Below are 25,762 nucleotides of genomic sequence, written 5' to 3'. Positions count from 1 at the left end.
TATCATTCTCCAATAAAACACATAACATATTCTCCTTTACTTATTAGCAGGAAGCTTCTTGTTAGTTTCTTTTTTCATGTGCTACCAAATATGTCAGAATTTTCAATTGTAATACCTACATTGAACGAAGCTGAAAATATTGATTTTCTTTTAACGCGTTTATTTTCCCTTAATCTTTCTCCTCATAGCTTTGAGGTAATTTTTGTTGATGACGGCTCTAATGACGGTACCCCTGAGAAAATACGGGTTTGGCAAAATCGCGCCAAAAAAATATCGCTTATTGAAAGAAAAGATAGACCCGACCTGATTGCTTCTGTTCTTGCTGGCACAGCAAACGCAAATAACAATGTTATTGTTGTTATGGATGCGGATTTGAGTCATCCGGCAGAACGGCTACCGGCCATAGTTTCACCTATATTTGATGATAAATTTGACGTTGTCGTTGGTAGTCGTTATGTGGCGGGTGGCAGCACAGCAAATTGGCCGCTACATAGGCAATTGATGTCTCGTATGGGTTGCTGGTTAGCAAGCCCATTGTGTGATGTTAGTGATGCCACATCCGGTTTCTTTGCATTCCGTCGTGAGTTTGCCCTGACTATTTCCAAGAAGGCGCAGGGCTACAAAATTTTGTTTGAACTTCTTATAGCCAATAAAGGCAAACTTCGCGTAGCCGAAGTTCCCATCTGTTTCAGTAATAGAATTCATGGAACATCAAAACTTTCTTTTATTCATCAGAGAACCTACTTGCAGCGACTGGTGACACTGACTGGGAGTGCGGTTATTGAATCAAGAAAACGGAGGGACAAATAACAGTATAAATACAATAAATTAGTAGCCCCCGTATATATTCGCAATACGAATTGATCTTGATCAATTTATCTCGTGCTTTAAGTATCAGAATATTTCAGAAGATGCCATTAACGTTGAAAATCAACGTATATCACAAATGAGGTTACTTTATTTAGCATGCACATATATGCTGATCTTGGTAGTAACGACCGGATGCAGCTCGTTTCCATTTCAAAAAGTTACTCCGCCTGATCCTCCCTTAAGATTGCTCGTTACACAAATACGAATGGATGCGCCACTTACTTCGCCCACTGATCTGCGTTCTTTCGATGAAAAACCATCCGCCGAAGAAAAGCCAATTCTACTTGAACAATTGATCAAAGAGGTTGAGACAAGCGCTCAGAAACTGTTCACTGAACAACTTGCGCTACAACCTGGATTCATAGTTACTCCCTTCGATGAGGCGCGCAAAATGCATGCAGATATCGATCCTTCCTATAATTGGCTCAATAAAATGCAGCGCAGTTCTCTTGGTGCAGAAGCAGGCGTGGATATTGTTTTGTCAGGACGTATTCTAGATTTTGGTAAGGTTCAATGGCGCTACTGGGTCACTGGGCTAATTCTCTCCATGACAGTAGAAACGCTCCTTGTTGGGGCAGCAACAGGATTTAATCCAAGTATCATGGCAATAGCTGCCGCTAGTGAACTAGTAACGGATCTACCACTTTGGTGGGGCGGTGCATATATTGCAGGTTGGGCTTTACGTCCTGTCAGGGTTAAAGTAAATGCAATACAAATAACAGGTTGCAAACAAACCATTTGGAAGGATCAAGAGCTTATTGTACTGATACCTGGAAAATCTCTTCAAGAGTACCCCCCAGAAGATCGAAAGCGCAAAGAAATTCAATTAGGAGTTAATCTACAAAAAGCGTTTATGGAAATAGCAAAATCTGCGGGAAGCAAGTTGCGATTGAAGTCATGTTTGTCTCTGCGCATGACAAGATGAGCTATTGTCAAATGTGGTGCTTATAGAGAATCAAGCGGCCACCTGTTTTTGATCTCCATTTTGTCTAACGCCGTTAACGAATTTGATGCCTTCAATGCTATCGGCTAATAATTTATAGCCCCTCAGTTATCCTCGAACATTTTCAAAGGAGGATAACCAATGACAGCACCGGAACAACAAGAGCGCCATATCAAAGCTGACAATTCTCGTTTTGTTAATTTCCGTGCGCACTATTACAGATGGTTTTGTCGGTAGCTGGCTGGGAAATTCAGAAAAAATATGCATAATCAAAGTCAATGGATACATCACAGTACACAGGCTATAATGCCAGTAACACTTGTGCATATAAAATAACGACGAGTGCTTTTCCAGACAAGCCACATTTGGCGCACAATAATTGGAGACAGTATGGCCGTAAATTCCAAGACACAAAACATGGCATTGTTTTGTGATTTTGAAAATATCGCTTTAGGCGTGCGAGACGTCAAATACGCAGCTTTTGATATCAAAAAAGTACTCGAGCGTTTGCTGCTCAAAGGTAATATTGTTGTTAAAAAAGCCTATTGCGACTGGGAACGCTACAAGGAATTCAAATCGGCCATGCACGAGGCGGCGTTTGAGCTGATTGAAATCCCGCATGTGCGCCAGTCGGGCAAGAATTCTGCCGATATCCGCATGGTCGTAGACGCACTGGATTTATGCTATACCAAAGCGCATGTCGATACCTTTGTCATTATCAGTGGTGATTCCGATTTTTCGGCTCTGGTGAGTAAACTGCGTGAAAACAACAAGGTGGTCATTGGCGTTGGCGTCAAGAAATCCACTTCCGATCTGTTGATTTCCAATTGTGACGAGTTTATCTATTATGATGATCTGATTCGGGAAAGCGAAAAAAACCACAAAGCCAAACAAAAAACGGCAGTCAAAAAAGCAACGCCTAAAAGCAACGGAAAATCTGAAGAAGAGAAAAAACAAGAAGCGCTGGATCTGGTTATGGAGACAGTTGAAGATTTATTTGAGGAGCGCGGCGCTGAGGAAAAAGTATGGGGGTCTATGGTCAAGCAGACTTTGAAGCGACGCAAGCCGGGATTTAATGAAACCTACCATGGATTCCGCACCTTTGGGAAATTACTGGAAGCCGCGCAAGAAAACAAGCTGCTGGAACTGGAATATGACGAGAAATCAGGTGGCTATATCATTAAAAGTATTACTCAGGATGAATAGTGCGCTATTCAACACTTACTATAAATGTAGAAATGTGATTACCAAGAGAAACTGATGGGCTAATTACCAGAGAACCTTGCCGGTGTATGCCGACTGGCCGACGAACATATTTCTCAGCGATAAGATTTGACTGCACCAAAACAGGAATTAAAAAAAGAATAGACAGGCGTTGATTCTGGATTCTATTGAATCTCAATGCGCTGTGGAATTAGCTCCTGTCTCGTCCTAAAATAGATTAAAATAACTCAATAATAACAGTGGTGTATGAAGATGGTGCCCAGAAGAGGACTCGAACCTCCACACCCGAAGGCACATGGACCTGAACCATGCGCGTCTACCAATTCCGCCATCTGGGCAATACTGCATCAATACTGCATCTGAAATCTGTGATTTCAGCGCTTTGAAGAGCACAACATTCTATAGGAAATCGTTATTTTGTCAATTAAGAAGCGCCGTAAATTGAGAGACCAGGACCCTTGTCTGGAACGTGAGATGACGCGTTATGAACATCCCATTCCGAGTCGGGAATATATTCTTCAGGTTTTGACAAAACTGGGTGTTCCGACTGCCGAGAATCAATTACAGAAATTACTGGGAATTGATGCGCATGAACACGAGGTTTTTGCACGCAGATTGACGGCGATGTCCCGGGAAGGACAGATTTTTCGTAACCGCAAAGGGGACTATTGCGTGATGGAGAAACTGGATCTGGTCAAGGGGGCAGTGCAGGGGCATGCTGACGGCTATGGTTTTCTGATACCCGATGACGGTAGTCCAGATTTGTTTTTGTCCGCGAAGGAGATGCATAAAGTACTGCACGGCGATCGTGTACTTGTGCGCGAAATTGGTCAGGACAGGCGTGGCAGGCGCGAAGCAGTCATTGTTGAAGTGCTCGAGCATATCAATAAACAGGTTGTGGGCCGACTGTATATTGATCACGGTATACTGATTGTAGTAGCCGAGAACCGGCGGATCAACCAGGATATTCTAATACCGAATGATCGCGCATCGGGTGCCGGTTCCGGTCAGGTTGTTATGGTTGAAATTATTCAACAGCCCAGCAAGCATGCGCAACCCATAGGACATGTTGTAGAAATTCTGGGCGATTACACAGACCCGGGAATGGAGATCGATATCGCGATACGCAAACATGATTTGCCGCATGTGTTTTCTGCGGAAATTGAGCATCTTTCAACAAAGTTGCCAACCCGGGTGCAGAGCAGGAATCATCCGGAACGCCCTGATTTAAGGCATTTGCCACTGGTGACCATTGATGGTGAGACGGCCCGTGACTTCGATGATGCGGTGTATTGTGAACGGGGTGTTGACGGCTATACGCTATATGTTGCGATCGCTGATGTGAGTCACTATGTTGAACCCGGCGATGTTTTCGATCAGGAAGCGTTTAATCGCGGCAATTCGGTTTATTTTCCTCAGCGCGTGATACCGATGTTACCGGAGGTGCTGTCAAATGAGCTGTGTTCACTCAATCCCAATCGCAATCGTTTGTGCATGGTTTGTGAAATTCGCTTTGATCGTCATGGGGAAAAACTGGATTATGAATTTTATCCGGCACTGATGCGCTCGCATGCGCGGTTGACGTATACGATTGTTGCAGCGATGCTGGCGGATCCAAATGGTAAAGATGCCAGGAAATATGAGACGCTTTATTCCGATCTGAAAAATCTCTATGAACTGTTCAAGGTTTTACTTAATGCACGCAACAAGCGCGGGGCTATAGATTTTGAGACCACTGAAACGCAGATGTTTTTCAACGATCAGGGCAAAATTGATAAAATTGAGCCGGTACGGCGCAACGATGCACATCGTTTAATTGAAGAATGTATGCTCGCAGCGAATGTATGTGCAGCAGAGTTTTTGCTGAAGCATCGTCATCCTGCTCTGTTCCGTGTCCATGAACGGCCTTCGGCGGATAAGCTGGAAGCGTTGCGTCAATTCCTCAAGGAAGTCGGTGTTCAGCTCGGTGGTAGAAAAAAGCCCAAAGCGAGCGACTACGCGAAAACATTGCATAAAATAAAAGGCAGGCCCGATATGCATCTTTTGCAGATGGTCATGTTGCGTTCCTTGCCGCAGGCGATATACAGTCCGGACAATTGCGGCCATTTTGGACTGGCCTATGAAGCCTATGCACATTTTACTTCTCCCATTCGGCGCTACCCGGATTTGTTGACGCATCGTGCGATCAAGGCAGTTTTGAATGGGGAAAAATATCAGCCTGGCGACTGGCATGACCTGGGACGCCATTGTTCGCAAACGGAGCGGCGCGCCGATGAAGCGACCCGGGATGTAGAAACCTGGCTCAAGTGTTTTTTTATGCACGATAAGATTGGTGAATGTTTTGAGGGTATTATCAGTAGCGTTACCGGTTTTGGCTTGTTTGTGGCGCTGGATGATGTGTATGTGGAAGGATTGATTCATATATCTGAATTGCCCAGCGACTATTTCCATTTTGACGCAGTCCGGCAACGTTTGCTGGGTGAGCGCAGCGGCAAGCAATACCGTATCGGTGACCGGTTAAACGTCAAACTGGTGCGGGTTGATCTGGAAACCAGTAGAATAGACTTCATCCTGAATGAACCGGCAGCCGCTGTAAAACAGAAAAACAAATCCCGGTCCGCTAAAAAATCAAAGAAAAAACAACCATAAGTCATACGATATCTTCCTTTATTGTGTTCAGCAAACAATGGCAGCCACACGTTTAATTTTTGGATTTCATGCAGTTATCAGCCGGTTAAGGCAGAATCCGGACAGCATCCGGGAAATCTATATTGATGCCGCGCGCGCTGACCAGCGCATCCGCAGTCTGATGACACTGGCTGAGACCCATAAAATCCGGCTGATTTCCTGCGAGCAGAACCGGCTTGAAAAAATGGCGGGCAGCCGGCGTCATCAGGGTGTCGCGGCCACTATTGACCCGGCATCTTCCTATGTCAGTATCGAAGATGTCCTGGAAACGCTAAACGAGCCAGCCAGATTGTTGATACTTGATGGCATCCAGGATCCGCACAATCTGGGCGCATGCTTGCGGGTGGCGGATGCTTTTGGCGTACATGCAGTGATTGCGCCGAAAGATCGCGCGGTCGGTCTGACGGCTGCTGTGCATAAAGTGTCCAGTGGCGCTGCAGATACCGTCCCCTATATTGCCGTCACCAATCTGGCGCGTACACTGCGGTTGCTTAAAGAACATGATGTCTGGATCATCGGAACGGCGGATGACGCGGATCATGATCTCAATAATTTCCGGATCGGCGGTTCGGTTGCCTGGGTGTTCGGGTCTGAAGAAAAAGGAATGCGGCGACTGACACGGGAGAGCTGTGACCAGGTTGTGCGTATTCCCATGCAAGGCAGTGTTGAGAGTCTCAATGTGGCGGTCAGTGCGGGTATTTGTCTTTTTGAAACGTTTCGACAACAATCCAATAGCAATCAGGGCGAAAGACCTGTATAAAAAATGTTTATTTGTTGTCAAAGACGTTGGCAGTCGTAGTATATTTAAAAAATTTTTCAATAATATCCTATTAAATAATCAAAACATCCTCCATGATGAACGCTTCGGAACCTCCAAATTTAAAGACGCACTTATCTCAGCTGTTGCAGCAGGCCGCTGGCAAGGCCATGGTTGGCGATGCAGAGATGAGTGTCGAAATCATGCGTACCAAGCAAGCCAGCCATGGCGATTATGCCTGTAATCTTGCCATGCAACTGGCCAAACCGTTACGAAAGAATCCACGCGAAATTGCTGCCATGTTGATTGAGGCGATTCCCGCATCGCCCTATCTGGAAAAAGTTGAGATTGCAGGTGCCGGGTTTATCAATTTTTTTATCAAAAGCACAATCAAACAAGCCTACCTTTATCATGTTCTGCAAACAGGCGGCGCTTATGGCGTGAGCGACTTCGGTAAAAGTCAAAAGATTCAAGTGGAATTCGTTTCGGCGAATCCGACGGGACCGCTTCATGTCGGGCATGGGCGCGGTGCTGCGTTCGGCGCAAGCCTATCTAATGTGCTTTCGGCCGCTGGATATTCGGTGACGCGCGAATTCTATGTCAACGATGCGGGCCGCCAGATGGATATTCTGGCGCTATCAACCTGGTTGCGATATCTGGCCATAAACGGTGTGCAAGTGCCGTTTCCGGAAAATGCCTATCAAGGCGACTATGTAACAGTGATGGCGCAGCTTATCCATCAGGCGCATGCGGATCGTTATGTGCATCAGCCTGAGAAGCTGCTGGATGGTTTGCCTGAAACGGCTCATGAAGAACCGGCGAATACCGACGAAGCGCTGGATCAGTTAATTGCCAACGCCAAGAAAATCCTGGGTCAGGATTATGCGTATATCCATAATTTTGTGCTGACCGAACAGCTCGGCGACAGCCGCAATGACCTGATGGAATTTGGTGTTGAGTTTGATACCTGGTTTTCTGAACAATCACTTTTTGACAACGGCCTGGTTGCGTATGCAATTCAATTACTTGAAGAGAAAAAACAGCTTTACAGGCAGGATGGTGCGGTCTGGTTCCGGTCTACCGATTTTGGTGATGAAAAAGATCGGGTGGTGCAAAGAGAAAATGGCCAGTTTACCTATTTTGCTTCGGATATTGCTTATCATCTCAATAAATTCAATCGTGGTTTTGAGACGATGATCAATGTCTGGGGTGCGGATCATCATGGTTATATTTCACGGGTAAAAGGTGCGCTGCAGTCACTGGAGCTGGATCCGGAGAAACTGAAAATCGCACTGGTGCAATTTGCGGTGTTATACCGGGACGGCAAAAAGGCGTCCATGTCAACCCGTTCGGGTGAGTTCGTTACCTTACGGGAACTGCGGCAGGAGGTCGGCAAGGACGCGGCGCGTTTCTTTTATGTCATGCGCAAAAGCGATCAACACCTTGATTTTGATCTTGATCTGGCGAAATCGCAAAGTAATGAAAATCCGGTTTATTACGTTCAGTATGCCCATGCCCGTATTTGCAGTGTACTGAAACAATGGGATGGCGATCCTGCAGTACTGGTTGATGCAAATACGGATTTGCTGACAAATGAATCAGAACTGGCTTTGTTGCAACGGGTGATCGATTACCCGGAGACGATAAAAGCGGCGGCCCAGGAATTTTCTCCGCATTTGGTTGCTTTTTTCCTGAGGGAACTGGCCAGTGAATTTCATAGTTACTATAATTCAACTCATTTTCTGGTCGCGGAAATTCCGCTGATGGAAGCCCGGCTGGCATTGATTACCGCGATCCGCTATGTACTGAAGAATGGACTGGAATTATTGGGTGTCAGCGCGCCAGAAAAAATGTAAGTTTCTATTTTTAGAGGATATGGAATATTCATGAGCCGCGATTACAAATCTCGTAAATCTACAGCATCCAGTAGTGGTAAAGGGTCATTGATGCTGGGAATATTTATTGGCTATACCTTGGGTATTTTGAGTACTATCGGTATATGGTTTTATCTGGAGCAGGTGCCAAGTCCATTTTTGCCAGAGGAGCAGATTGCCGGGTATGACAGGCCAGATGATGATATTGCTGATAAAGCGCAATCCGATACTTCCGAATCGTCTTTAGAGAACAAGCATATCGCCAAAGTGGAAGAAAAAGCACAATTTGATTTTTATAATATTTTGCCTGGCAAAGACGAGTCTCTTGCGGTGTACGAAATTCCGCAGCATATTGAACAACCCGTGGCAGAACAACCCAGAGCAGCTGAGAAACCGCTGGCGCCAGTAAAACCTGTGCCGCCACCTGTTGCGGAACGAAGACAAATTGAATCGGCCAGCGCTGCAGCGGATACCTACTATCTTCAAGTTGGATCGTTTCGTAACAATGCTGATGCAGACAACCTTAAGGCAAGACTTGCGCTTCTCGGTGTTATTGCATCAGTACAGTCAGCGGATTTGTCGGAAAAAGGCGTCTGGTATCGTGTGCGTGTCGGTCCATTTACGCAAAAGACCGGTGTGGATCAGGTGCATAGCAGATTGCGTGAGAATGGTATCGAAGCACAGTTTATCAAGGCCCGTTAATTCAGTTATCGTGAATGGTTTTATACGTTGGTCAAATCAAAATTAACTTCGTAAAAGTGAGTGTGCAGATGAACAGACTGATTGTAATTTTAGTTGTATTTTTAGCAATAACCGTGTTAGGCGTGACCAACGTTCATGCTGAAATCGTTGAGGGGAGAGACTATAAAGTACTTGCGAATCCACAATCTACCCAGAACGCAGACCGTATCGAGGTGATCGAATTTTTCTGGTATGGCTGCCCGCATTGCAACAGTCTGCATCCACATATCAAAGCCTGGTTGAAGAATAAGCCGAGCGATGTTGATTTTCGATATGTTCCGGCAATTTTCAGAAACAACTGGATTCCGGGCGCCAAAACATATTATACGATTGAAACATTGGGTGAAATAGAAACGCTGCACGACAAAATCTATGAAGCCATTCATCGTGACAAAATTAATTTAAGTGATGAATCCATTTTGTTCAGCTGGATTGAGAAACAAGGCGGTGATAAAGAAAAATTTGCCAATGTTTACAATTCATTTACCACACAAAATCAGATTGCCCGGACAAATCAGATGATGCGTCAATATGAGTTAACCGGCGTACCCGCATTTGTGATTGAAGGCAAGTATCTTACGACCGGTAAGAAAGGCGGAACACCGCAAGATACGATGCGTGTATTAAACGAAATTATCGATAGGGTGCGCAGTACCAGAAATCCATGAATCGAAGCCAATGTCGATAGAAAAAATTATTTTTGGTGCCGGGTGCTTCTGGGGGGTGCAGTCGGTTTTTAGCCGAATGAGCGGTGTGACTGAGACAACCTGCGGTTATTCCGGCGGTCATGTATCGCACCCTTCCTATGAAATGGTTTGTTCTGGCAATACCGGTCATGCCGAAGTCGTACAGGTTGAATATGATCCGGAAAAGGTGTCAACCGAAGAATTGCTGGATATGTTCTGGCACTGTCATGATCCGACAACAAAAAACCGGCAGGGTGTCGATATTGGCACACAGTACCGTTCGGCAATTTATTTTTTCACTGAAGAACAGGAATCGGCTGCCAAGATATCCAGAGACAAATACCAGCAGAGTGGACGCTGGCATGCGCCTGTGGTCACGGAGATTCTGCCTGTCGATCAATTTTATCCTGCTGAAGACTACCATCAGCACTATTTTGAAAAAAGTGGTATTCGCTGATGTGCTGTCAATTTCAGACTTATATTGATCGATGGTGGCTGAGTTTTATAGGTTATAAATAATTCTCCGCTCAAGTTGAAATTTTGCATAATTTGATCGGTTTTTTTAAAATTTGTATGCGGGACATCTCCAAAAATTCAGCGCGTTAAACAACAGGACAAGGCGAAGCGGGAACAAATCATGTAGACGCAGCATATGAATAATATGTCAAGAAACATTGCTTGAGAATAGCGAAGTGTTGTTACAAAATGTGGGTTTTTTGAGATGCCTTGTAGGTTATTTTATTTTTAAATGTAGGTCAGCAGAACAGTGATGATGACAAAAGAATTGCCGGAACAAGACCTTCCCAATAATTCGCCTGATCGCTCAATTGTGGCTGAGGGTGACGATCAGAAAATTTCTATCGAGAAAGGATTGCTGACGGCTATTCGGAGTGATCCGGATCTGCCGGCATTGGGTGCTTCAATATCGCGTATTGTGCAATTGTCATCCTCTGACGATGAATCGGTTCGAAAGCTGGCTTATTTTGTATTATCTGATGTTTCCTTAACGCAGAAGATTCTGCGTTTATCAAATTCGGTATCTTTTCGTTCTGCTTCAAATAAAGTGGTGACCAGTATCAGCAAGGCCATTTTTCTGCTCGGATTTAATACCGTGAAGGCTTGTGCGCTGGCAATACTGCTGGTTGATGGAATGTCAGGAAAGAATGCCAAGCATGTGCGTTATGAATTGATATGTGCATTGGCTGCCAGTATGGTGGGTCGAGAATTGGCGCGGGATAGCCATTTCCAGGATGCCGAGGAAATTGCTGTCGCAGCGTTATTTAAGAATGCTGGCCGTTTGTTGTTGGCTGCGTATTATCCTGATCAATATCAGGAGATGATGGCACTGATCAGGCAAGGTTCGCATACCGCAACGCAGGCTTCAAAGGAAGTGCTTCATTTTAATCTGGATAACTTTGCGGAAATAGTTCTGAATGAATGGGAAATTCCGGCCAGTATTATCCAGACATTAAAAACACAATCGGCGGGTGACTTAAAGCCGCCCAGAAATCGAATGGAGTGGATGCAACAGGCGGTCGAGTTAAGTGATAAGGCGGTGCCAATGGTTTTAAGCTCAGCGGAATCCAGTGACGCAGACTTGGAGGCAGCGTTGTTAACTCGCTTTGGCAAGGCGCTAAATCTGGACAAAACCAAACTGAATAAGTTGATTAATGATGCAAGCAAGGAAACCAATGCGCTGGAAATTAACGCGGAATTGATTTCGCCGAATCCACAAAGGGAAGTCAGGATGGGTTCCGCAAAATTCGAATTACAAAGCCAGCAAGAAGAAGCGCTCATTAAGGAACTGGCTTTTGAGTTTGAAGAAAAAGGTGCGGAAGAACATTGTGAAATACAGTGTTATCCAAGCGGAAAACCTTTTAACGCGCCTGAATTGTTGCTGACCGGTGTTCAAGATGTGACGGAAGTGATGGCTTCGGGAAAATATAAACTGGGTGACCTGATCACATTAGTGCTGGAAACTTTTTATAGCAGCCTGGGTTTTCGTTTCATAACGTTGTGTTTGAGAGACATAGAGAGTGGTCAATACCGGGCGCGCAGCTCGCTTGGCAACAACTACTCGGCCAGGCAGAAAGCGTTTGTTTTCCCCATCAAGGCGTCTACAAATTTGTTTCATCTGGCGATGAAAAATAATGTGGATTTGATTATCTCGGACGCTTCAGTAACAAAGGTGAGAAAATTGCTGCCCAAATGGCATGTCGATTTGTTTCCGGATGCACGCAGTTTTGTCGTGTTACCATTGGTTACTCAAGAGAAAAGAATTGGTCTGTTTTATGCGGATCGTCAACAAGAGGCGCCTGAGGGTGTATCATCTGAAGAAATGCGATTGATTAAAACATTGAAAGCCCAGGTGTTAACGGCATTGAATACACGATAATAGAAGAGATGGTCATGATGACAGGTTGCTTGTTCATTATTAGTGCGCCTTCAGGTGCCGGGAAAACCAGTATCATTAGAACCTTGCTGAATAAAGACCCTTATCTCAGCTTGTCAATTTCGTATACGTCGCGTCAACCACGTTCAGGCGAAGTGAATGGCCGTGATTATCATTTTGTCAGCAAGCAAACGTTCAGACAAATGCAGGCGCAAGGGGAATTTTTGGAGAGTGCCGAAGTATATGGCAACTTGTACGGCACTTCGCAGAAATGGATAAATGAAGCGATAGCTTCGGGCCAGGACATTCTGCTTGAAATCGACTGTCAAGGCGCGGAACAGGTGCGAAAGTTTTTTCCACAAGCAATTGGTATTTTTATTTTGCCGCCATCAGGCAAGGTGCTGGAACAGCGTTTGATGGCGCGTGATCAGGACCATGTTGACGTTATTCGAAAACGACTTGACGCAGCACGTGAAGAAGTCAGTCATGTGAATGAATTTGACTATGTTATTATTAACGACGAGTTGGATAATGCGGTTAATAATTTAGTCAGTATCGTCAATGCGGAGCGCTTGAGAAGAGACAGGCAAGTAAAAAATTATCAGACATTGATTACACAACTCACTTGAAATTGCAATTTTTAAAAATATATTTTTGTTTTAGTAACTGACTGGATAATTATGGCTCGTATTACTGTAGATGATTGTTTGTTGAGAATACCGAATCGTTTTGATATGACATTGGCTGCCACGACGCGCGCGCGGCAATTGGCAATGGGTGCTGCACCTATGATTGAATCGGCACGGGATAAGCCAACGGTTATTGCGTTGCGTGAACTTGCGCAAGGCAAAATCGACATGGATATCTTAAATCCGGGTACGCTATCCACATGATATTGCCGAAGGGCGCTAACCGGAGTACTGCAATTGCGCGACTGTGTTTGAAATGGAAATAATCCTTTGCGGGTATTGCGCCTTATTGCAAAATACAACGGTCTGCAAAATACGACGGTCGTGCTGTTCCTGACAATAGCATATAAATAGCGAACTGGAAGCCTGAATGATAACTTTCTTCGTTGTCTTTCTTGCTGCCAACTTGTTAAGTTAACTGTTTAATTGAATTAATCGCGTCAATGCATGAAGCTGAACCGCTCTTTTCCGAAGCCGCTCAATACCTTAAGCCGGAAGATATTTCTCAGCTGAAAAATGCGTATTCCTTTGGCCAGGGCGCCCATTCCGGTCAATATAGAAAATCGGGTGAACCGTATATTTCCCATCCGCTGGCAGTCGCCAGAATTTTAGGTCAGCTTCATCTGGATGCGCCGACATTGACTGCAGCTTTGCTGCATGATGTCGTTGAAGATACCGATATCTCAAAGGAAGAAATCAGTGAACGGTTTGGTGCGCCGGTAGCTGAACTGGTTGATGGCGTCTCAAAGCTGGATAAAATTCAATTTCAAACGCAGGTCGAAGCGCAGGCCGAGAATTTCCGTAAAATGCTTTTGGCCATGGCGCGTGATGTCCGGGTTATCCTGATAAAACTGGCCGACAGACTGCATAATATGCAGACATTGGAAGTGATGCGATCAGAAAAACAGCGCAGTATTGCGCGCGAAACACTTGAAATTTATGCGCCCATCGCCCATCGTCTGGGACTAAACAAGATATATCAGGAATTACAGGAGTTGGGTTTTCGCTATCTACACCCGCTGCGTTATCGTGTGCTGGATAAAGCGACCAAAGCAGCGCGCGGTAACCGCCGTGAAGTTGTCGGAAAAATCCAGGACGCGATCATCAGTAAATTAAAAGAAGCCAATCTCAAAGCGCAGGTCTACGGGCGCGAGAAACATATTTATAGTATTTACAAGAAAATGGTGGGAAAGCAGCTTACATTTTCCGAGGTGCTTGATATCTATGGATTCCGGGTTGTTGTCAATGATGTCCCTTCCTGTTATGTTGCATTGGGCGCGTTGCATGGTTTATACAGACCCATACCAGGGAAGTTTAAGGACTATATCGCTATCCCCAAGCAAAATGGCTACCAGTCGTTACATAGCACATTGCTCGGGCCATTTGGTATTCCCATCGAAATACAAATTCGCACGCAGGAAATGCATCGGATATCGGAAAATGGCGTTGCTTCACACTGGCTGTACAAAAGCACCGATGCCGATCTGGGCGATCTGAACACGAAGACAAACCAATGGCTGCAAAGCCTGTTGGAGATTTTGAGCGATTCAGCCGATTCAAAGGAATTCCTTGAGCACCTGAAATTTGATTTGTTTCCAGGTGACGTCTATGTATTCACGCCGCAGGGGAAAATCCTGACTTTACCCAGGCAGTCAACCGCAGTCGATTTTGCCTATGCGATTCACTCCGATATCGGAAACTGTTGCGTAGCCGCCAAAATTAATGGTGAAAATGCGCCGCTTCGCAGCGAACTCAAAAATGGCGATCGTGTGGAAATCATTACGGCGCCCTATGCCAAACCCAATCCATCCTGGCTCAGCTATGTGGTTACCGGCAGGGCGCGGTCCCATATTCGTCATTTTCTTAAGACCATTCAGTTTGATGAGTCAGTTGAGCTGGGTGAACGCATGTTGAATCAGGCGTTACTTGCATTGAATGTCGAACCGGCGCTGATTGACAAAGCACAATGGGAAAAACTGGTGCGCGACAGTGGCGCCAAATCCAGGGAAGAATTGCTGGCCGACTTGGCCTTAGGTAAACAGTTGCCTGCGGTGATTGCAAAACGTTTGACTTCACCGCTTGAATCAATCAATAGTGAACAAGTGACCAATGATCCCATCACGATTCTGGGTACAGAAGGTTTGACCGTACAATTTGCCAAATGCTGCCATCCCATACCGGGAGATGTCATTGTAGGGTTGATCAAGAAGGAGCAAGGATTGATCATTCATACCCATAATTGTCCCGCCGTTGCGCAGAGTCATAAGAATCCGGAGAATTATCTGGATGTGACCTGGGGAAAGGATATCGCCCGGACATTCGGGGTTAAAATCAAAGTCTTTGCCGTGAACAAGCATGGGGTGCTGGCAAGGATTGCGTCTGCCATTGCCAAAACTGAATCCAATATTGACGATGTTGCTATGGAAAGTGAGAAAGACTATACAGCCATGGGGTTTGTTTTACAGGTGAAGAATCGTCATCATTTGGCGCAGGTTATCCGTGATTTGCGGCGTATTAAAGAAGTCGCGAAAATCACACGTATTTGAGGAGAACTGCTCTTCCGGAGTTTCAGGTTGTTGGTGTTGCAATGTATCGATCTGTCCACCGTGCAGCCGGATCCTGACGGTAAAACAGTGCGAGCTGTTCATAAATGGCCGAGTAATGCTGTTTGACAATTATCGGGGACTCGAAAAATACCTCGCTTAGTACGGCAAAAAATTCAGCGGGGTTTTCGGCCGCATAGGAATCTATCAAAAGATCGGCTCCGGTTTCCACCTGATGGCAGAATATCTCATATGCCTGACTGAAGACAATATGCCAGGTATGCGCACTCATGTTGGCATGCAAGGGCGGGCAGCCGTTTGCGCCTTCATGCAGCATATCCAGTTTGTGCGCAAATTCATGGATGATGACATTATGCGGATGCAGAATGTCTGAATGTGCAATTTGTTGCCATGAAAGAATAACCGGGCCTGCCAGCCATGCTTCTCCGGATGCGATTTTGCGGGCGTGATGTATAACACCAATTTCATCCGCGTAATCGTAATCGAGAACAAAATCACCCGGATAAACAATGATTTCAATCCAGTCATCATAATAATCCAGATCAAGATTCAAAATCAGAATACAGGCTTGTATCGCGATTGTAACGCGCATTTCATCCGTGATTTCTGTTTCGTGTGCGCCATTAATTACTTTGGCGTGTAGAAACAGCAGCACAAGTTCATGTAACCGGCGGAGTTCATCCGGATTCATGCCGCTCATGCAGCGCATGTTGATCATTTTTTGCCAGATATTAACCGGAACTGCTTCATTTTGAAGTATCCGGTTGCGTTTCCAGCGATTTAAATGCCATGACATGATGAAATTAAAAAGCTATCGGATGAATATTAATTCAATCCATTATAATAATGTATTTAGTGTAAACAAGCATACTGAATGTTATACAGAAAAAGAAACGGTTCGCATTTCTTGTTTATCAAAATAATTGTCGCCATTTTTCATGAACGTTCGATACGCAGGGGTTAAGAGGAAGTGACCAATACCAAGAATGCGCGGGATATCCAGGTTAGAAGCACCCATCTGGAAATTGATGATATTGTTTCAAAATTAAGGGTTTTGCGTGTAGCATCGCTGGAAAGCCGCAAGCGGCATGACAGGCCGCCAAAACTGCCATCACGGAAAATACTATCGCAGGTCGCAGAAGGACTCAGTGCGGCCTTGTTTCCAAATCGGCTGGGATCATCCGAACTCTCGGACGAAGGAATTGACCATTATGTTGGCCATACGCTTAATGTGACATTGCGCGATTTGATGGTGCAAATCCAGCACGAATTGCATTATAATTCGGGTCTGGAAACGCTCAGCCCGGAAGACCGGGAAAAATCGATCGCAATCACGCAGGCATTTGCCAGGCGCTTGCCTGAAATCCGGGTGTTGCTTGACAGCGATGTTATTGCAGCCTATGAGGGCGATCCGGCTGCACGCAACGTTGACGAAGTACTGGTGTGCTATCCGGGCATTAGGGCGATTACCCATTACCGGTTGGCGCACGAATTGCATAATCTGGGTGTGCCATTGATTGCGCGCATGATTTCAGAACTCGCGCATTCGGCAACAGGCATTGAAATTCATCCGGGCGCCCAGATTGGCGGCAGCTTTTTTATCGATCATGGCACCGGTGTCGTTATCGGTGAAACGGCGATTATCGGCCGGAATGTGCGTTTGTATCAGGCGGTCACACTGGGCGCCAAACGTTTTCCGGTGGATGAGAACGGTACGCTGGTCAAAGGTAATTTGCGTCATCCGATTGTGGAAGACGATGTCGTGATTTATGCCGGCGCGACGATACTGGGACGCATCACCATTGGCCGCGGTTCGACGATAGGCGGTAATGTCTGGTTGACGCACAGCGTTCCGCCAGGCAGCAATATATCGCAGGCACAGGTGCCGGGAAAAGACATTGTATGATGTGAAACATACCGCCTTAACCGGTTTTTTGCTTGAAAGCGACAATATGATCGGCAATGACTTTGATGCCGATTTTCTCGCCCAGTTCATGATTGTGGTGGCTCGGGACCAGCGAGAGCACTTTGCTGCCGCTTGCCAGTTGCAGGGTATATAAAATTTCGGCGCCCCGGAACGCTTTTTGTATGACAGTGGCTTGCTGCGGACTGGCATCGTCATGCACGATATCATCCGGCCGCATCAGGACGTCAACGGTATTGCCGGCGGTACAATCCGATGGAACATCGCCCTTCAGAACACCAAGTTCAATTTCAATTTGCCCGGTGTGGACAATCTTGCCGGGCAGAAACATGCCCTGGCCGATAAAATCGGCGACGAGTCGGTCGAATGGCTGATGATAAAGATTGTAGGCCGTGTCCCATTGGTGAATATCGCCGTTGAACATCACGCCGATCTTGTCGGCGATCGCGAATGCTTCAGACTGGTCATGGGTTACAAGAATTGCGGTGATATTCTGATTTTTGAGGATATCATGCACCTCCAGACTTAAACGCTCGCGCAGACTGACATCCAGATTGGAAAACGGCTCATCGAGCAAAAGCAGCGCAGGGCGCGGCGCCAGGGCACGCGCCAATGCGACGCGTTGTTGCTGTCCGCCGGACAGTTCGTGCGGATATTTTTTGGCGGTATCTTCAAGCTGTACAATTTGCAGCCATTCTTCAACACGTTCCATACGCTCTGTCCGGGGCAGCCGATGCAGACCGAAACCGATGTTGGCCGCGACATTGAGGTGTGGAAATAATGCATAATCCTGGAAGACCATGCCGATCTGTCTTTTTTCAGGCGGCAACGATGTTTTTGCATTGCTGATGCTGCGACCATTGACCAGAATCTCGCCGCCGGAAATCGACTCGAATCCGGCGATGCACCGCAATGCTGTGGTTTTTCCGCAACCGCTCGGCCCCAGCAGGCAACCGATCTCGCCTTTATTCAAGGTCAGCGAAAGGTCGTTGAGCACCTGTTGTTCGCCGTAACTTTGCCGGATATGAGTGAGTTGCAGTAACGGAGTATCCATACGGTTCTCGGGTTGATTTTTTTGAATCCGGCTTTAACAAAGCAAAATGGCTGCACGGAGTTGAATGATAACGACCGGAATTAATCTTCTAAAGTGAACAAAAACGAATGATTATATAACCGCGCAATGGATATGTCTTTTGTTCTGTAGCTGACAAAATGTTTGCGGGTGTTTTTCCTCATGTTTTGCAATGATTATGTTGCAAAATATCAGGCGAGAATTCCAGAAAGCGCGACAGGAAAGTGGCATGTAGTTTGGAAAAGTTTACGTCATTCAGGTATTTTGCTGAGCAAGAAAGAAGCCTTGAGAAAAAGAAGTTTTCTGGGCTTCAAATACAGCATTTATTGGATTCTTTCTCGAAAGGATTTTTTGCATTGCAAGAGACGCTCCTTGTCGCGTTGAAGAAGCCCGCAGAGCGGGCTTCGCGGTGTCTTGAGTCACCGTTGGCCGTCAAAGACCAAACAATAATGCTCAATTATTCTGAATTTATGACTATCTAAAAGTGTTTTCAAACAAATTTTGCGACCAGCTAAACATATCCTCATAATGATCTTTGCTGTGCTTTTCCGCTTCACCTAACGATGCCGGAATTGCTTTCATTCTTTTTTCAGTCAGATCATAGGCAAAACCGGCAGTTAACCATGTTGCGGTATTGAAAGTAATCGGGCTGTAACACGCAGAGTTGGTCGTTATGTTGGATAATCTTTCAGTGCTATCAATGGGTTCGTTGGCGATTAGGCGTATAATGGCATCAGCACAAACCTTTGCCTGTGAATTTGCCATATGCCCTGATTTAGGTTGATTCGTACCACTCGAATCCCCAATTACAAAGATCCCCGGGTGATTATTAACTTCGTAGCTGATCGGATTAACATCAGCCCATCGCCCAGAAACCGTATTAAGGCCCAAGTCAGAAATTATTTTTCCGGCCCGATGTGTAGGAATCACATTTAACACATCTGCATTAAAGGTACCCATATTTGTCTGAATCATTAAATTTTCAGAATCAACTGCATCAATGGTTACATTGGGTATATATTCAACAATGTCACCATATATTTCAGCAAAAGCAGTTGAGAACATATGTTCTTCGACAATGATTTTGGGGTTTAAGTCAAGGACAATGACTTTTCCACCGCCCTTGCGCTTCATGATATCTGCCACTACGCAGGCTCTTTCATAGGGGCCAGGCGGGCAACGGTAAGGCGCTTTAGGCACTGTCATTACGAAAGTTCCTCCAGCCGGAATTTCGTTTAATTGATTTCTTAATAATTCGGTTTGAGGGCCGGCTATCCAGGCATGTGGTGCTTTATCATGGTCCAGGCCGGGAATGTCATCGAACGCAATGCCGGGGGCCAATACAACAAAATCGCAATGCAGTATACTGCCATCTGCCAATGAAACAATCTTTCCATCAACGTTACTGGAAATGTCAATAACCGAACTGGTTATGAATTCGACACCATATTTTTGATTCAATAAGGAATGCTCAAATGTAATATCAGACATTTGAAGTTGTCCATTTAAAACCAAATTGCTCATAACACATGAAACATGAGCATTTTTTGGATCAACCACAGTGACATCAATCGCATTGATACTCCATAAACGCAGATATTTTGCGATTGTCGAGCCGGCAAATCCACTGCCTACAATTACAACACGTGGCGATACGCCACCATTTGCTGCTTTTAATAAGGAAGGCGTTGCAATAGTGGCTGCAGAAATACCCATCAATTTGATAAAAGCGCGGCGATTAAAATTTTTCATAATATACCCTTTATCATTTCAATTGTTCTAAATGGTCTTGTTGACATTCACCGAGCTGCCGGTTTTTTATGGATTTAGTAAATCCAGTACCATTTCTATTTGTCAACAAGTGCAAGAAATTAATTAGGATTGAGGCGAAGAATATTCGACCTGTCAGACTACTCAGGAGAACTTCGGCTGCCCACAAAGCAACTTAATCATCATGTTCTTCTTCATGCTCATGCTCCTCCTCATGCTCATCCTCCTGATCCTCAACATGTATTTCTTCACGATTCTCTTCTTCATTTGGAGAACTAGACAAGTTGGCATAATAGTCAGCTATAAACCAAATCTGTTGATCGGTGTAACCTTTTATCTGCTTATGCATCACCTCATTATCATTATCCGCCTTCATCTCAAGTAGCTCGTCGAGCAGCTCATGGAAATCTTTACCAGCAATACTGTCAATGTCTCCTAACGAATTACCTGTTGTGCCATGGCACTGAGCACATTGGGACGCCAATAAGCGTACTGTTTTAGCTGAAGGTTCCGTATCGTTAGCCTGTATCATGGTTGCAAACCCAAAAAAGATTGACAAAAGGACTAACTGAAATAATAAAGCGAGTAGTTTCCTCATAATTGCCCCCTGTAAAAGTATTGAACGATCTGGTTCTCAAGCGATCGTTTACATTGCGGTCAATTCACCTTGGTGAATTAAAATTGCCCCAGGAAGTAGAATGCTGGGGTATAGATGATGAAATTTTCTTTTAGAAACACGCCTGGGTGTTCAAACTCATGAGAGTTGACTAACCCATCTGATCTTTTTACTGGTGCTTCCCCGAAAGCCGTCATATTCATGAAAAAACAACCCGGGCTTTCTTTTAACGTACCAAATTTTTTTGTTTGGCACGCAAAATTGGTGATAGCACTTGTATTATTCACCTTGATATCAGTATATGCGGGATAATTTCACATGTCAAACTCTGGGGTGAGCTTTTGTAGAGGATGGGGTAATGCAAGACATTGTTGTGTTTATATTTTTATTGCCAATTTGTTCAATTGGCGGATAATAAAAACTTCTAAAAAAGAAAAACAACCTATGACTGTTATCCTTTCTAAATCGAAAAGGATGGTTTTTTTAAGCAATTTATTTTAGGGGTTTTATGCGAACGCTCGGGGTTGTAAAGCGTCTTTTTTTAACGGTTATGCTGATTGCATGGTGTTTTTCTTTTCCGGTTTCCGCGTTTGCACAAAACATGCCGATTGAAAGAATCGTTACGTTCGGTACAAGTTTAAGTGATCCTGGGAATGCATTTGTTGTGCTTTCAGATCCTGAATCTTTTGGTTTTAATGCAGGCTGCAATCCCGGAGTGCCGGTGAACACGCCGCCATACGATGCTCTCGATGTGCTGATCATACCGGATAGTGCCTATGCAAAAGGGGGCCATCATCTGTCAAACGGCGCTACCTGGGTAGAGCAACTGGCGCGCAATAAAGGTCTGGGCGGCAATGCGCTTCCCGCTCTGCGCGATGAGGGTGTTCCTGCCAGCAATTATGCAATTGGCGGCGCCCGGTCTGTGGATTTTGATTGTCGGTTTAATTTGGATGATCAATTGAATCGGTATCTTAACGATTTTCCACAGACCTCTGATGCCACATTATTCATTTTGGAACTGGGTGGAAACGATATCAGGGATGCCTTGGTAAGATTGGCCGCAGGTGAAGATATCGGAGCAATTATCGCGGCTGCAATCATTCCGGCGCTATCCAGTATTGGAGATACTGTTGTGCAACTTTATGGGCATGGCGCAAGGCAGTTTATGCTTGTCAATGTTCCGTCTGTTGGTGAAACGCCGGCATTGAAAATTCTGGAATCCCGGTTTCCCGGTGCAATTTTTGCGGCAAATAGTTTGAACAGCGTTTTCAATGCGGGTTTGATAGAGCTGCAAAACAGTTTCCAGGGCTTGCCTGGGATTGAAGTACGGATGCTGGATCTTGACACCTTGCTCAAGGGCGCTATTGCAGATCCTTCACCGTTTGGAATTATCAATACCGACGATGCCTGCGTAACACCGAATATTCCACCTTTCCAATGCAGGAATCCGGATACTTATTTGTTCTGGGATGGCATACATCCGACGAAAGCCGTTCACGGTTTTATTGCCATTGAAGCGGCGGAGGTTTTATCGATGCCGACGCCATAAATGGCGTACCATAAAACAAGAACGATCAATGCAGGATTCATGGCGCAGTGTATGCGCCAAAAGCTAAAGGGTGACTGTTCATTTGGCATCGCGGAAGGTGTCCGTCCACAAGTTCCTTCAGCTCAAGGCTTCCCATACCTCGTTTATGGTCCCCGTTTTGCTGTCCGGATTCCACAAGCGCAATCCGGACTACCTGCTTGATACCGTTGACTACCAATGTTTCTTTGCTTTATTCCATTTATAAAGCGCGGCGGCAAAAAGGTTGTACGCAATTCTGCATAATTGCTTGATGACTGGAAAACCAAACAGCCTGGACTTCCATGTCTCTGTGGGCGAGTGACGCCAGATAGCCAGGAAAGCATCAAACCCAACCTGAAGATTGCCATTCTCATCGACGAGATGAAGGCGCTCTCGCACAAACTCAAGATCGGAATTCACCTCTGAAACCGCCGCATTGTTTTTGTGAACGTCATTCCATTGAATTTCACAGACGCTATGTTTGTCCATCTGTCCTTCTATCCCTGCTTTACAGATTGGACAGGCGGAATTGTAATAAACCTTCATTCTGGGTTTGTCATTCATATATTAATTCGTATAGATTTGACCTGAATCAGCCTAGTTTTTCCAGAGATTTTTTGGAAGAGTTAAGCTGCTGCATCATTTGACTCTCCTCGTTGATATCATACGCCATTTTGTCGAATCCTGTGGAGGGTGTATTAATGCGAGGCCAGTTCCCTTGTGCTGTTGCAACTTGTTAATCAGGCCGCATTTTAGTTTTAATTTTCCAACCTGCGTACTGGTGCCGGCTTCTTTTCATTAGAAAGCAAGAAAACGCTATACGAATTTAGTGGTTAAAATTATAAATGGCGTTCGAAATCCATTTTTTCTCCCAGTACACGAACAATTAAAATTTTATCGTTTGTATTGGTAAAGAATATGACATGACGGCCATAACGGAATCGTTGCAAGCCGGGTGAGAGCGCATCTGAATTGAAACCGGAGTTTGGGTTATCGGCCAAAAACTCTAAACGTTCGTGCAGGCCAATTAAGTAGTTTTTGGCCTGTGCCAGTCCCCATCTCTCTATCCCGTCAACATAGATTTTATCAATGTCGGCATCAGTCTCGGCCAGTATCCGGTAACGTGCCATTTTCTGCCATTCTCTTTTCTACACGTTGCATAATATCAAGCACGTCGTTCTCGGTAATATCACTAGCCAATCCTTTCTCAATTGCAGCCTTAAGAGTCTTGAATTTTTCTTCCCGTTCACGTTCACGACGAATGAGATCGTTGATGATGTCTGTCTTATTCGAATATTCCTTGCTTGCCACCTTAGCATTAAGCCAGTCATCGTTTGGTGGCGTAACGTTAACAGATTGTTTTGTCATCGTCTAAATCCATAAAATATTATGGGTTCTAATATACACCTACATGGCACCCAGTCACAACAAATTGATTGATAACCGACTATTGGCTAAAGAATGTTAATCAATCGTTGACATGTATTCCGTTTCGCTTAGCGGTATGGGTACCAACGCCGCACGTAACAGGATGTTTAAACAGCCTGTAGTAATTCTCACGGCTTGACTGGGTACCTGATGCTTAAGTTTTCCATGTCGCGTTTATGGGCCTGTCTGTGCTGTTCCGGCAGCGACCAGATTGCGTGCAAATGGTCAGGTAATACGACAAAGGCATCAATATAAAACGGATGCCGTTGTTTGAAGGCTCTGACCGCTTTCCGAAGCACATCAACAAATTCCGTCAGTAGGCATAAGTGGCGCTGGGCAAGGTTCACTGTAAAAAATACGTTCCTCCTTTTACATTCGCTCGCCGGTAACGCTAGCAACAGATGACCATCCAGGATTGACCCAATTGAAGAATTATAACAGGCAAATTTTTGCAGCGTTATAGGCCGATTAACATTGTCTGTTAGATAAATGTTGGGCTGCGCAAAACTTACCCCAACCTACCGTGCTTTAAAATTGAATGTTGTAATGTAAGGTGCGCGCCCAATGGCGCGCGGAAAAACAATCGAATCCGACCCTCTTGATCCGTTGATCCATGATCCTTAGGTTTCTTCCTCACCCACTTCTTCTGACTGGGTCGTTACCATAGCTTTCGTATGATCTCCATAGACTGGTTTTTCATTCCGGAGAAGATCAGTCACTATGGCAAAACTTTCTGCACTTACGGGGCCGGTACGTTGCCGTTCTCCATCGAAATATGTGAACCAAAAATATCCTCGATTGGATGCTGAGTCCCACCAGGCCTGATATTGGTTAATCAGCTTGATTGCCATCTTGTAACCCCCTATGCTTGGCCGCGTTAATCAAAACTCATCAGCCAGCGCGACCCTTTCGGGCGATAAGCTTAAATGTAACGATATTGTTTCTATCTCTCTTTCATGCCTTTAGCATAAGCACAAATGCACAGATGGACTAACTGTACCAAAACGCGTTGGATAAAAATATACGTGCGGCTACGTAGGAAAATTCGTACGCCAATAACGATGTCCCACTACACCAGAAGCGCGTAGGTTGGACAGAGCTTATGAACCCCAGCACGTAAGGTGCAATAAACGTAGTGCATTGCACCAGTGGGTGAATTATATGGCGCATGCTTTTTAGTTATTGCACCCTACCGCGCTTTGGCGCGTGTATGTAGTAAAATTGGAAGTCAAGATGTTGCAATGCAAGACGAACCCTTTAGCGTGCCAATCATTTAAACCTAAGAACTAAAAAATGAAAGAAACAGATTGGGCAAAATTTGTAGCTGAGAAACTTGATAAGGCGCTTGTGGATTATTGTGTTGAGGCAGGGAAAAAATTGATTTATGCAAATGAAATAGTCGGGTATGGTGATAGTGCCAATTTTTACAATGAAATGGCATATGAAACAGATATTCTCGTATACGAGGGCAATAGTAACTCATGGAAGCCCAGAGTAGTAATTGAAACGAAAATTGAAAGTGTTACTACGCATGACGCGATTACTTATAGTCAGAAGTCTGCAACCCATAAATATGTTCACCCCTATCTTAGATATGGCATTTTTCTAGGTCATAGAAAACATTACCCGCTACCAGGTCGTTTATTCAGGCATGGAGCACATTTTGACTTTATGCTTTCGTGGAAAGATTATGAACCTGATGAATTAGAATGGGAAACATTATTAGATATTGTAAAAAAAGAAATTGTTGCGTCAAAGCAATTAGAGGAAATGATTTTCAATAGTAGAAGTAGCCTAAGGGAAAAATATATCGCTTTACATAAACCACTTGTTACAATCAGTGCAAGATAGTTCTATCAGAAGTGGACTCCAACGTGTAAGGCGCAATAAACGCAGTGAATTGCACTAGTGAGTGAATTATATGGTGCATGCTTTTTAGCTATTGCACCCAACCGAG

At 44.9% G+C, this 25,762-nt stretch carries 27 protein-coding genes and 1 tRNA gene; 17 read left to right on the top strand and 11 right to left on the bottom strand.

The genetic code is table 11. The features are described 5' to 3' along the window. Window positions 1–90 precede the first annotated feature (90 nt). From MRK00_03760 to MRK00_03750, 3 genes are all read left to right on the top strand, one after another. Window positions 91–810, top strand: a complete 720-nt coding sequence (locus MRK00_03760; protein MDR4516490.1) for a polyprenol monophosphomannose synthase — start codon at window positions 91–93, stop codon at window positions 808–810. Between the two features lie 265 nt (window positions 811–1,075). Continuing rightward, window positions 1,076–1,795 (top strand): hypothetical protein, encoded by a 720-nt coding sequence (locus tag MRK00_03755; GenBank protein ID MDR4516489.1) that lies wholly within the window; start codon window positions 1,076–1,078, stop codon window positions 1,793–1,795. A 408-nt stretch (window positions 1,796–2,203) separates the two neighbouring features. Further along, window positions 2,204–3,019: an NYN domain-containing protein gene (locus tag MRK00_03750; GenBank protein ID MDR4516488.1), complete on the top strand. Its 816-nt coding sequence runs from the start codon at window positions 2,204–2,206 to the stop codon at window positions 3,017–3,019. Between the two features lie 271 nt (window positions 3,020–3,290). Here MRK00_03750 and MRK00_03745 read toward each other — a convergent pair. Continuing rightward, window positions 3,291–3,375 (bottom strand) — tRNA-Leu (locus MRK00_03745). A gap of 79 nt (window positions 3,376–3,454) precedes the next feature. On the opposite strand from MRK00_03745, the gene rnr reads away from it, so the two are divergent. From rnr to MRK00_03695, 10 genes are all read left to right on the top strand, one after another. After that, complete coding sequence (gene rnr, locus MRK00_03740) at window positions 3,455–5,686, top strand: ribonuclease R (protein MDR4516487.1); 2,232 nt, start codon at window positions 3,455–3,457, stop codon at window positions 5,684–5,686. A gap of 37 nt (window positions 5,687–5,723) precedes the next feature. Beyond that, window positions 5,724–6,485: a 23S rRNA (guanosine(2251)-2'-O)-methyltransferase RlmB gene (gene rlmB / locus MRK00_03735; GenBank protein MDR4516486.1), complete on the top strand. Its 762-nt coding sequence runs from the start codon at window positions 5,724–5,726 to the stop codon at window positions 6,483–6,485. Between the two features lie 95 nt (window positions 6,486–6,580). Then, on the top strand, window positions 6,581–8,338 hold the full coding sequence (gene argS, locus MRK00_03730; GenBank protein MDR4516485.1) for an arginine--tRNA ligase: 1,758 nt from the start codon (window positions 6,581–6,583) through the stop codon (window positions 8,336–8,338). Between the two features lie 30 nt (window positions 8,339–8,368). Then, a complete protein-coding gene (locus tag MRK00_03725; protein ID MDR4516484.1) occupies window positions 8,369–9,058 on the top strand; it encodes an SPOR domain-containing protein in 690 nt (229 codons plus the stop codon). A 68-nt stretch (window positions 9,059–9,126) separates the two neighbouring features. Further along, window positions 9,127–9,765: a thiol:disulfide interchange protein DsbA/DsbL gene (locus MRK00_03720; GenBank protein ID MDR4516483.1), complete on the top strand. Its 639-nt coding sequence runs from the start codon at window positions 9,127–9,129 to the stop codon at window positions 9,763–9,765. Window positions 9,766–9,775: 10 nt separating this feature from the next. Further along, window positions 9,776–10,240, top strand: coding sequence for a peptide-methionine (S)-S-oxide reductase MsrA (gene msrA, locus MRK00_03715; protein MDR4516482.1), 465 nt, complete (start codon window positions 9,776–9,778; stop codon window positions 10,238–10,240). A 312-nt stretch (window positions 10,241–10,552) separates the two neighbouring features. Next, entirely contained in the window at window positions 10,553–12,178 is a 1,626-nt protein-coding gene (locus MRK00_03710; GenBank protein ID MDR4516481.1) for an HDOD domain-containing protein, read from the top strand. A 17-nt stretch (window positions 12,179–12,195) separates the two neighbouring features. Then, window positions 12,196–12,804, top strand: a complete 609-nt coding sequence (gmk, locus tag MRK00_03705; GenBank protein ID MDR4516480.1) for a guanylate kinase — start codon at window positions 12,196–12,198, stop codon at window positions 12,802–12,804. Window positions 12,805–12,855: 51 nt separating this feature from the next. Continuing rightward, a complete protein-coding gene (rpoZ, locus tag MRK00_03700) occupies window positions 12,856–13,068 on the top strand; it encodes a DNA-directed RNA polymerase subunit omega (GenBank protein MDR4516479.1) in 213 nt (70 codons plus the stop codon). 239 nt (window positions 13,069–13,307) lie between these two features. Further along, window positions 13,308–15,410: a bifunctional (p)ppGpp synthetase/guanosine-3',5'-bis(diphosphate) 3'-pyrophosphohydrolase gene (locus tag MRK00_03695; GenBank protein MDR4516478.1), complete on the top strand. Its 2,103-nt coding sequence runs from the start codon at window positions 13,308–13,310 to the stop codon at window positions 15,408–15,410. A 22-nt stretch (window positions 15,411–15,432) separates the two neighbouring features. On the opposite strand, the gene MRK00_03690 is transcribed toward MRK00_03695, so the two are convergent. Continuing rightward, complete coding sequence (locus tag MRK00_03690) at window positions 15,433–16,224, bottom strand: zinc-dependent peptidase (protein ID MDR4516477.1); 792 nt, start codon at window positions 16,222–16,224, stop codon at window positions 15,433–15,435. Between the two features lie 174 nt (window positions 16,225–16,398). On the opposite strand from MRK00_03690, the gene MRK00_03685 reads away from it, so the two are divergent. Further along, a complete protein-coding gene (locus MRK00_03685; GenBank protein MDR4516476.1) occupies window positions 16,399–17,334 on the top strand; it encodes a serine acetyltransferase in 936 nt (311 codons plus the stop codon). A gap of 16 nt (window positions 17,335–17,350) precedes the next feature. Here the strand turns inward: MRK00_03685 and MRK00_03680 are convergent, their stop codons facing one another. The 4 genes from MRK00_03680 to MRK00_03665 form a co-directional block, all read right to left on the bottom strand. Further along, window positions 17,351–18,406, bottom strand: coding sequence for an ABC transporter ATP-binding protein (locus tag MRK00_03680; GenBank protein ID MDR4516475.1), 1,056 nt, complete (start codon window positions 18,404–18,406; stop codon window positions 17,351–17,353). A 492-nt stretch (window positions 18,407–18,898) separates the two neighbouring features. Beyond that, window positions 18,899–20,176, bottom strand: coding sequence for an NAD(P)/FAD-dependent oxidoreductase (locus MRK00_03675; GenBank protein MDR4516474.1), 1,278 nt, complete (start codon window positions 20,174–20,176; stop codon window positions 18,899–18,901). A gap of 193 nt (window positions 20,177–20,369) precedes the next feature. Beyond that, window positions 20,370–20,792, bottom strand: a complete 423-nt coding sequence (locus tag MRK00_03670) for a hypothetical protein (protein ID MDR4516473.1) — start codon at window positions 20,790–20,792, stop codon at window positions 20,370–20,372. Window positions 20,793–20,869: 77 nt separating this feature from the next. Next, complete coding sequence (locus MRK00_03665; protein MDR4516472.1) at window positions 20,870–21,097, bottom strand: hypothetical protein; 228 nt, start codon at window positions 21,095–21,097, stop codon at window positions 20,870–20,872. A gap of 221 nt (window positions 21,098–21,318) precedes the next feature. Here MRK00_03665 and MRK00_03660 point away from each other — a divergent pair, with 221 nt between their 5' ends. Both MRK00_03660 and MRK00_03655 read left to right on the top strand, forming a co-directional pair. Next, window positions 21,319–22,359: an SGNH/GDSL hydrolase family protein gene (locus tag MRK00_03660; protein MDR4516471.1), complete on the top strand. Its 1,041-nt coding sequence runs from the start codon at window positions 21,319–21,321 to the stop codon at window positions 22,357–22,359. Continuing rightward, window positions 22,360–22,560: a hypothetical protein gene (locus tag MRK00_03655; protein MDR4516470.1), complete on the top strand. Its 201-nt coding sequence runs from the start codon at window positions 22,360–22,362 to the stop codon at window positions 22,558–22,560. It abuts the gene before it with no gap. Between the two features lie 9 nt (window positions 22,561–22,569). Here MRK00_03655 and MRK00_03650 read toward each other — a convergent pair whose 3' ends face one another. The 5 genes from MRK00_03650 to MRK00_03630 all read right to left on the bottom strand — a co-directional run bounded on the left by MRK00_03650 (window position 22,570) and on the right by MRK00_03630 (window position 24,656). Beyond that, complete coding sequence (locus tag MRK00_03650; protein MDR4516469.1) at window positions 22,570–22,941, bottom strand: DUF393 domain-containing protein; 372 nt, start codon at window positions 22,939–22,941, stop codon at window positions 22,570–22,572. Window positions 22,942–23,216: 275 nt separating this feature from the next. After that, entirely contained in the window at window positions 23,217–23,507 is a 291-nt protein-coding gene (locus MRK00_03645) for a type II toxin-antitoxin system RelE/ParE family toxin (protein ID MDR4516468.1), read from the bottom strand. Then, on the bottom strand, window positions 23,476–23,745 hold the full coding sequence (locus MRK00_03640; GenBank protein MDR4516467.1) for a hypothetical protein: 270 nt from the start codon (window positions 23,743–23,745) through the stop codon (window positions 23,476–23,478). The genes MRK00_03645 and MRK00_03640 overlap by 32 nt, the downstream gene beginning before the upstream one ends. A gap of 188 nt (window positions 23,746–23,933) precedes the next feature. Further along, window positions 23,934–24,104, bottom strand: coding sequence for a hypothetical protein (locus MRK00_03635; GenBank protein MDR4516466.1), 171 nt, complete (start codon window positions 24,102–24,104; stop codon window positions 23,934–23,936). A 321-nt stretch (window positions 24,105–24,425) separates the two neighbouring features. Then, window positions 24,426–24,656 (bottom strand): hypothetical protein, encoded by a 231-nt coding sequence (locus tag MRK00_03630; protein ID MDR4516465.1) that lies wholly within the window; start codon window positions 24,654–24,656, stop codon window positions 24,426–24,428. Window positions 24,657–25,098: 442 nt separating this feature from the next. Here MRK00_03630 and MRK00_03625 point away from each other — a divergent pair, with 442 nt between their 5' ends. Continuing rightward, window positions 25,099–25,656, top strand: coding sequence for a hypothetical protein (locus MRK00_03625; protein ID MDR4516464.1), 558 nt, complete (start codon window positions 25,099–25,101; stop codon window positions 25,654–25,656). Window positions 25,657–25,762 lie beyond the last annotated feature (106 nt).

Source organism: Nitrosomonas sp., assembly GCA_031316255.1.
Lineage (GTDB): Bacteria > Pseudomonadota > Gammaproteobacteria > Burkholderiales > Nitrosomonadaceae > Nitrosomonas.
This window is presented reverse-complemented; position numbering and strand designations above follow the sequence as displayed.

Coding starts and splice junctions, on each gene's coding strand:
- MRK00_03645 (MDR4516468.1), bottom strand. CDS start 23,507: ATGGCACGTTACCGGATACTGGCCGAGACTGATGCCGACATTGATAAA.
- MRK00_03690 (MDR4516477.1), bottom strand. CDS start 16,224: ATGTCATGGCATTTAAATCGCTGGAAACGCAACCGGATACTTCAAAAT.
- MRK00_03675 (MDR4516474.1), bottom strand. CDS start 20,176: ATGAAAAATTTTAATCGCCGCGCTTTTATCAAATTGATGGGTATTTCT.
- MRK00_03725 (MDR4516484.1), top strand. CDS start 8,369: ATGAGCCGCGATTACAAATCTCGTAAATCTACAGCATCCAGTAGTGGT.
- msrA (MDR4516482.1), top strand. CDS start 9,776: ATGTCGATAGAAAAAATTATTTTTGGTGCCGGGTGCTTCTGGGGGGTG.
- MRK00_03710 (MDR4516481.1), top strand. CDS start 10,553: ATGATGACAAAAGAATTGCCGGAACAAGACCTTCCCAATAATTCGCCT.
- argS (MDR4516485.1), top strand. CDS start 6,581: ATGAACGCTTCGGAACCTCCAAATTTAAAGACGCACTTATCTCAGCTG.
- MRK00_03670 (MDR4516473.1), bottom strand. CDS start 20,792: ATGAGGAAACTACTCGCTTTATTATTTCAGTTAGTCCTTTTGTCAATC.
- MRK00_03695 (MDR4516478.1), top strand. CDS start 13,308: ATGCATGAAGCTGAACCGCTCTTTTCCGAAGCCGCTCAATACCTTAAG.
- MRK00_03650 (MDR4516469.1), bottom strand. CDS start 22,941: ATGAATGACAAACCCAGAATGAAGGTTTATTACAATTCCGCCTGTCCA.
- MRK00_03625 (MDR4516464.1), top strand. CDS start 25,099: ATGAAAGAAACAGATTGGGCAAAATTTGTAGCTGAGAAACTTGATAAG.
- MRK00_03755 (MDR4516489.1), top strand. CDS start 1,076: ATGGATGCGCCACTTACTTCGCCCACTGATCTGCGTTCTTTCGATGAA.
- MRK00_03760 (MDR4516490.1), top strand. CDS start 91: ATGTCAGAATTTTCAATTGTAATACCTACATTGAACGAAGCTGAAAAT.
- MRK00_03630 (MDR4516465.1), bottom strand. CDS start 24,656: ATGGCAATCAAGCTGATTAACCAATATCAGGCCTGGTGGGACTCAGCA.
- MRK00_03680 (MDR4516475.1), bottom strand. CDS start 18,406: ATGGATACTCCGTTACTGCAACTCACTCATATCCGGCAAAGTTACGGC.
- MRK00_03655 (MDR4516470.1), top strand. CDS start 22,360: ATGGCGTACCATAAAACAAGAACGATCAATGCAGGATTCATGGCGCAG.
- MRK00_03640 (MDR4516467.1), bottom strand. CDS start 23,745: ATGACAAAACAATCTGTTAACGTTACGCCACCAAACGATGACTGGCTT.
- gmk (MDR4516480.1), top strand. CDS start 12,196: ATGACAGGTTGCTTGTTCATTATTAGTGCGCCTTCAGGTGCCGGGAAA.
- MRK00_03720 (MDR4516483.1), top strand. CDS start 9,127: ATGAACAGACTGATTGTAATTTTAGTTGTATTTTTAGCAATAACCGTG.
- rlmB (MDR4516486.1), top strand. CDS start 5,724: ATGGCAGCCACACGTTTAATTTTTGGATTTCATGCAGTTATCAGCCGG.
- rpoZ (MDR4516479.1), top strand. CDS start 12,856: ATGGCTCGTATTACTGTAGATGATTGTTTGTTGAGAATACCGAATCGT.
- MRK00_03660 (MDR4516471.1), top strand. CDS start 21,319: ATGCGAACGCTCGGGGTTGTAAAGCGTCTTTTTTTAACGGTTATGCTG.
- MRK00_03750 (MDR4516488.1), top strand. CDS start 2,204: ATGGCCGTAAATTCCAAGACACAAAACATGGCATTGTTTTGTGATTTT.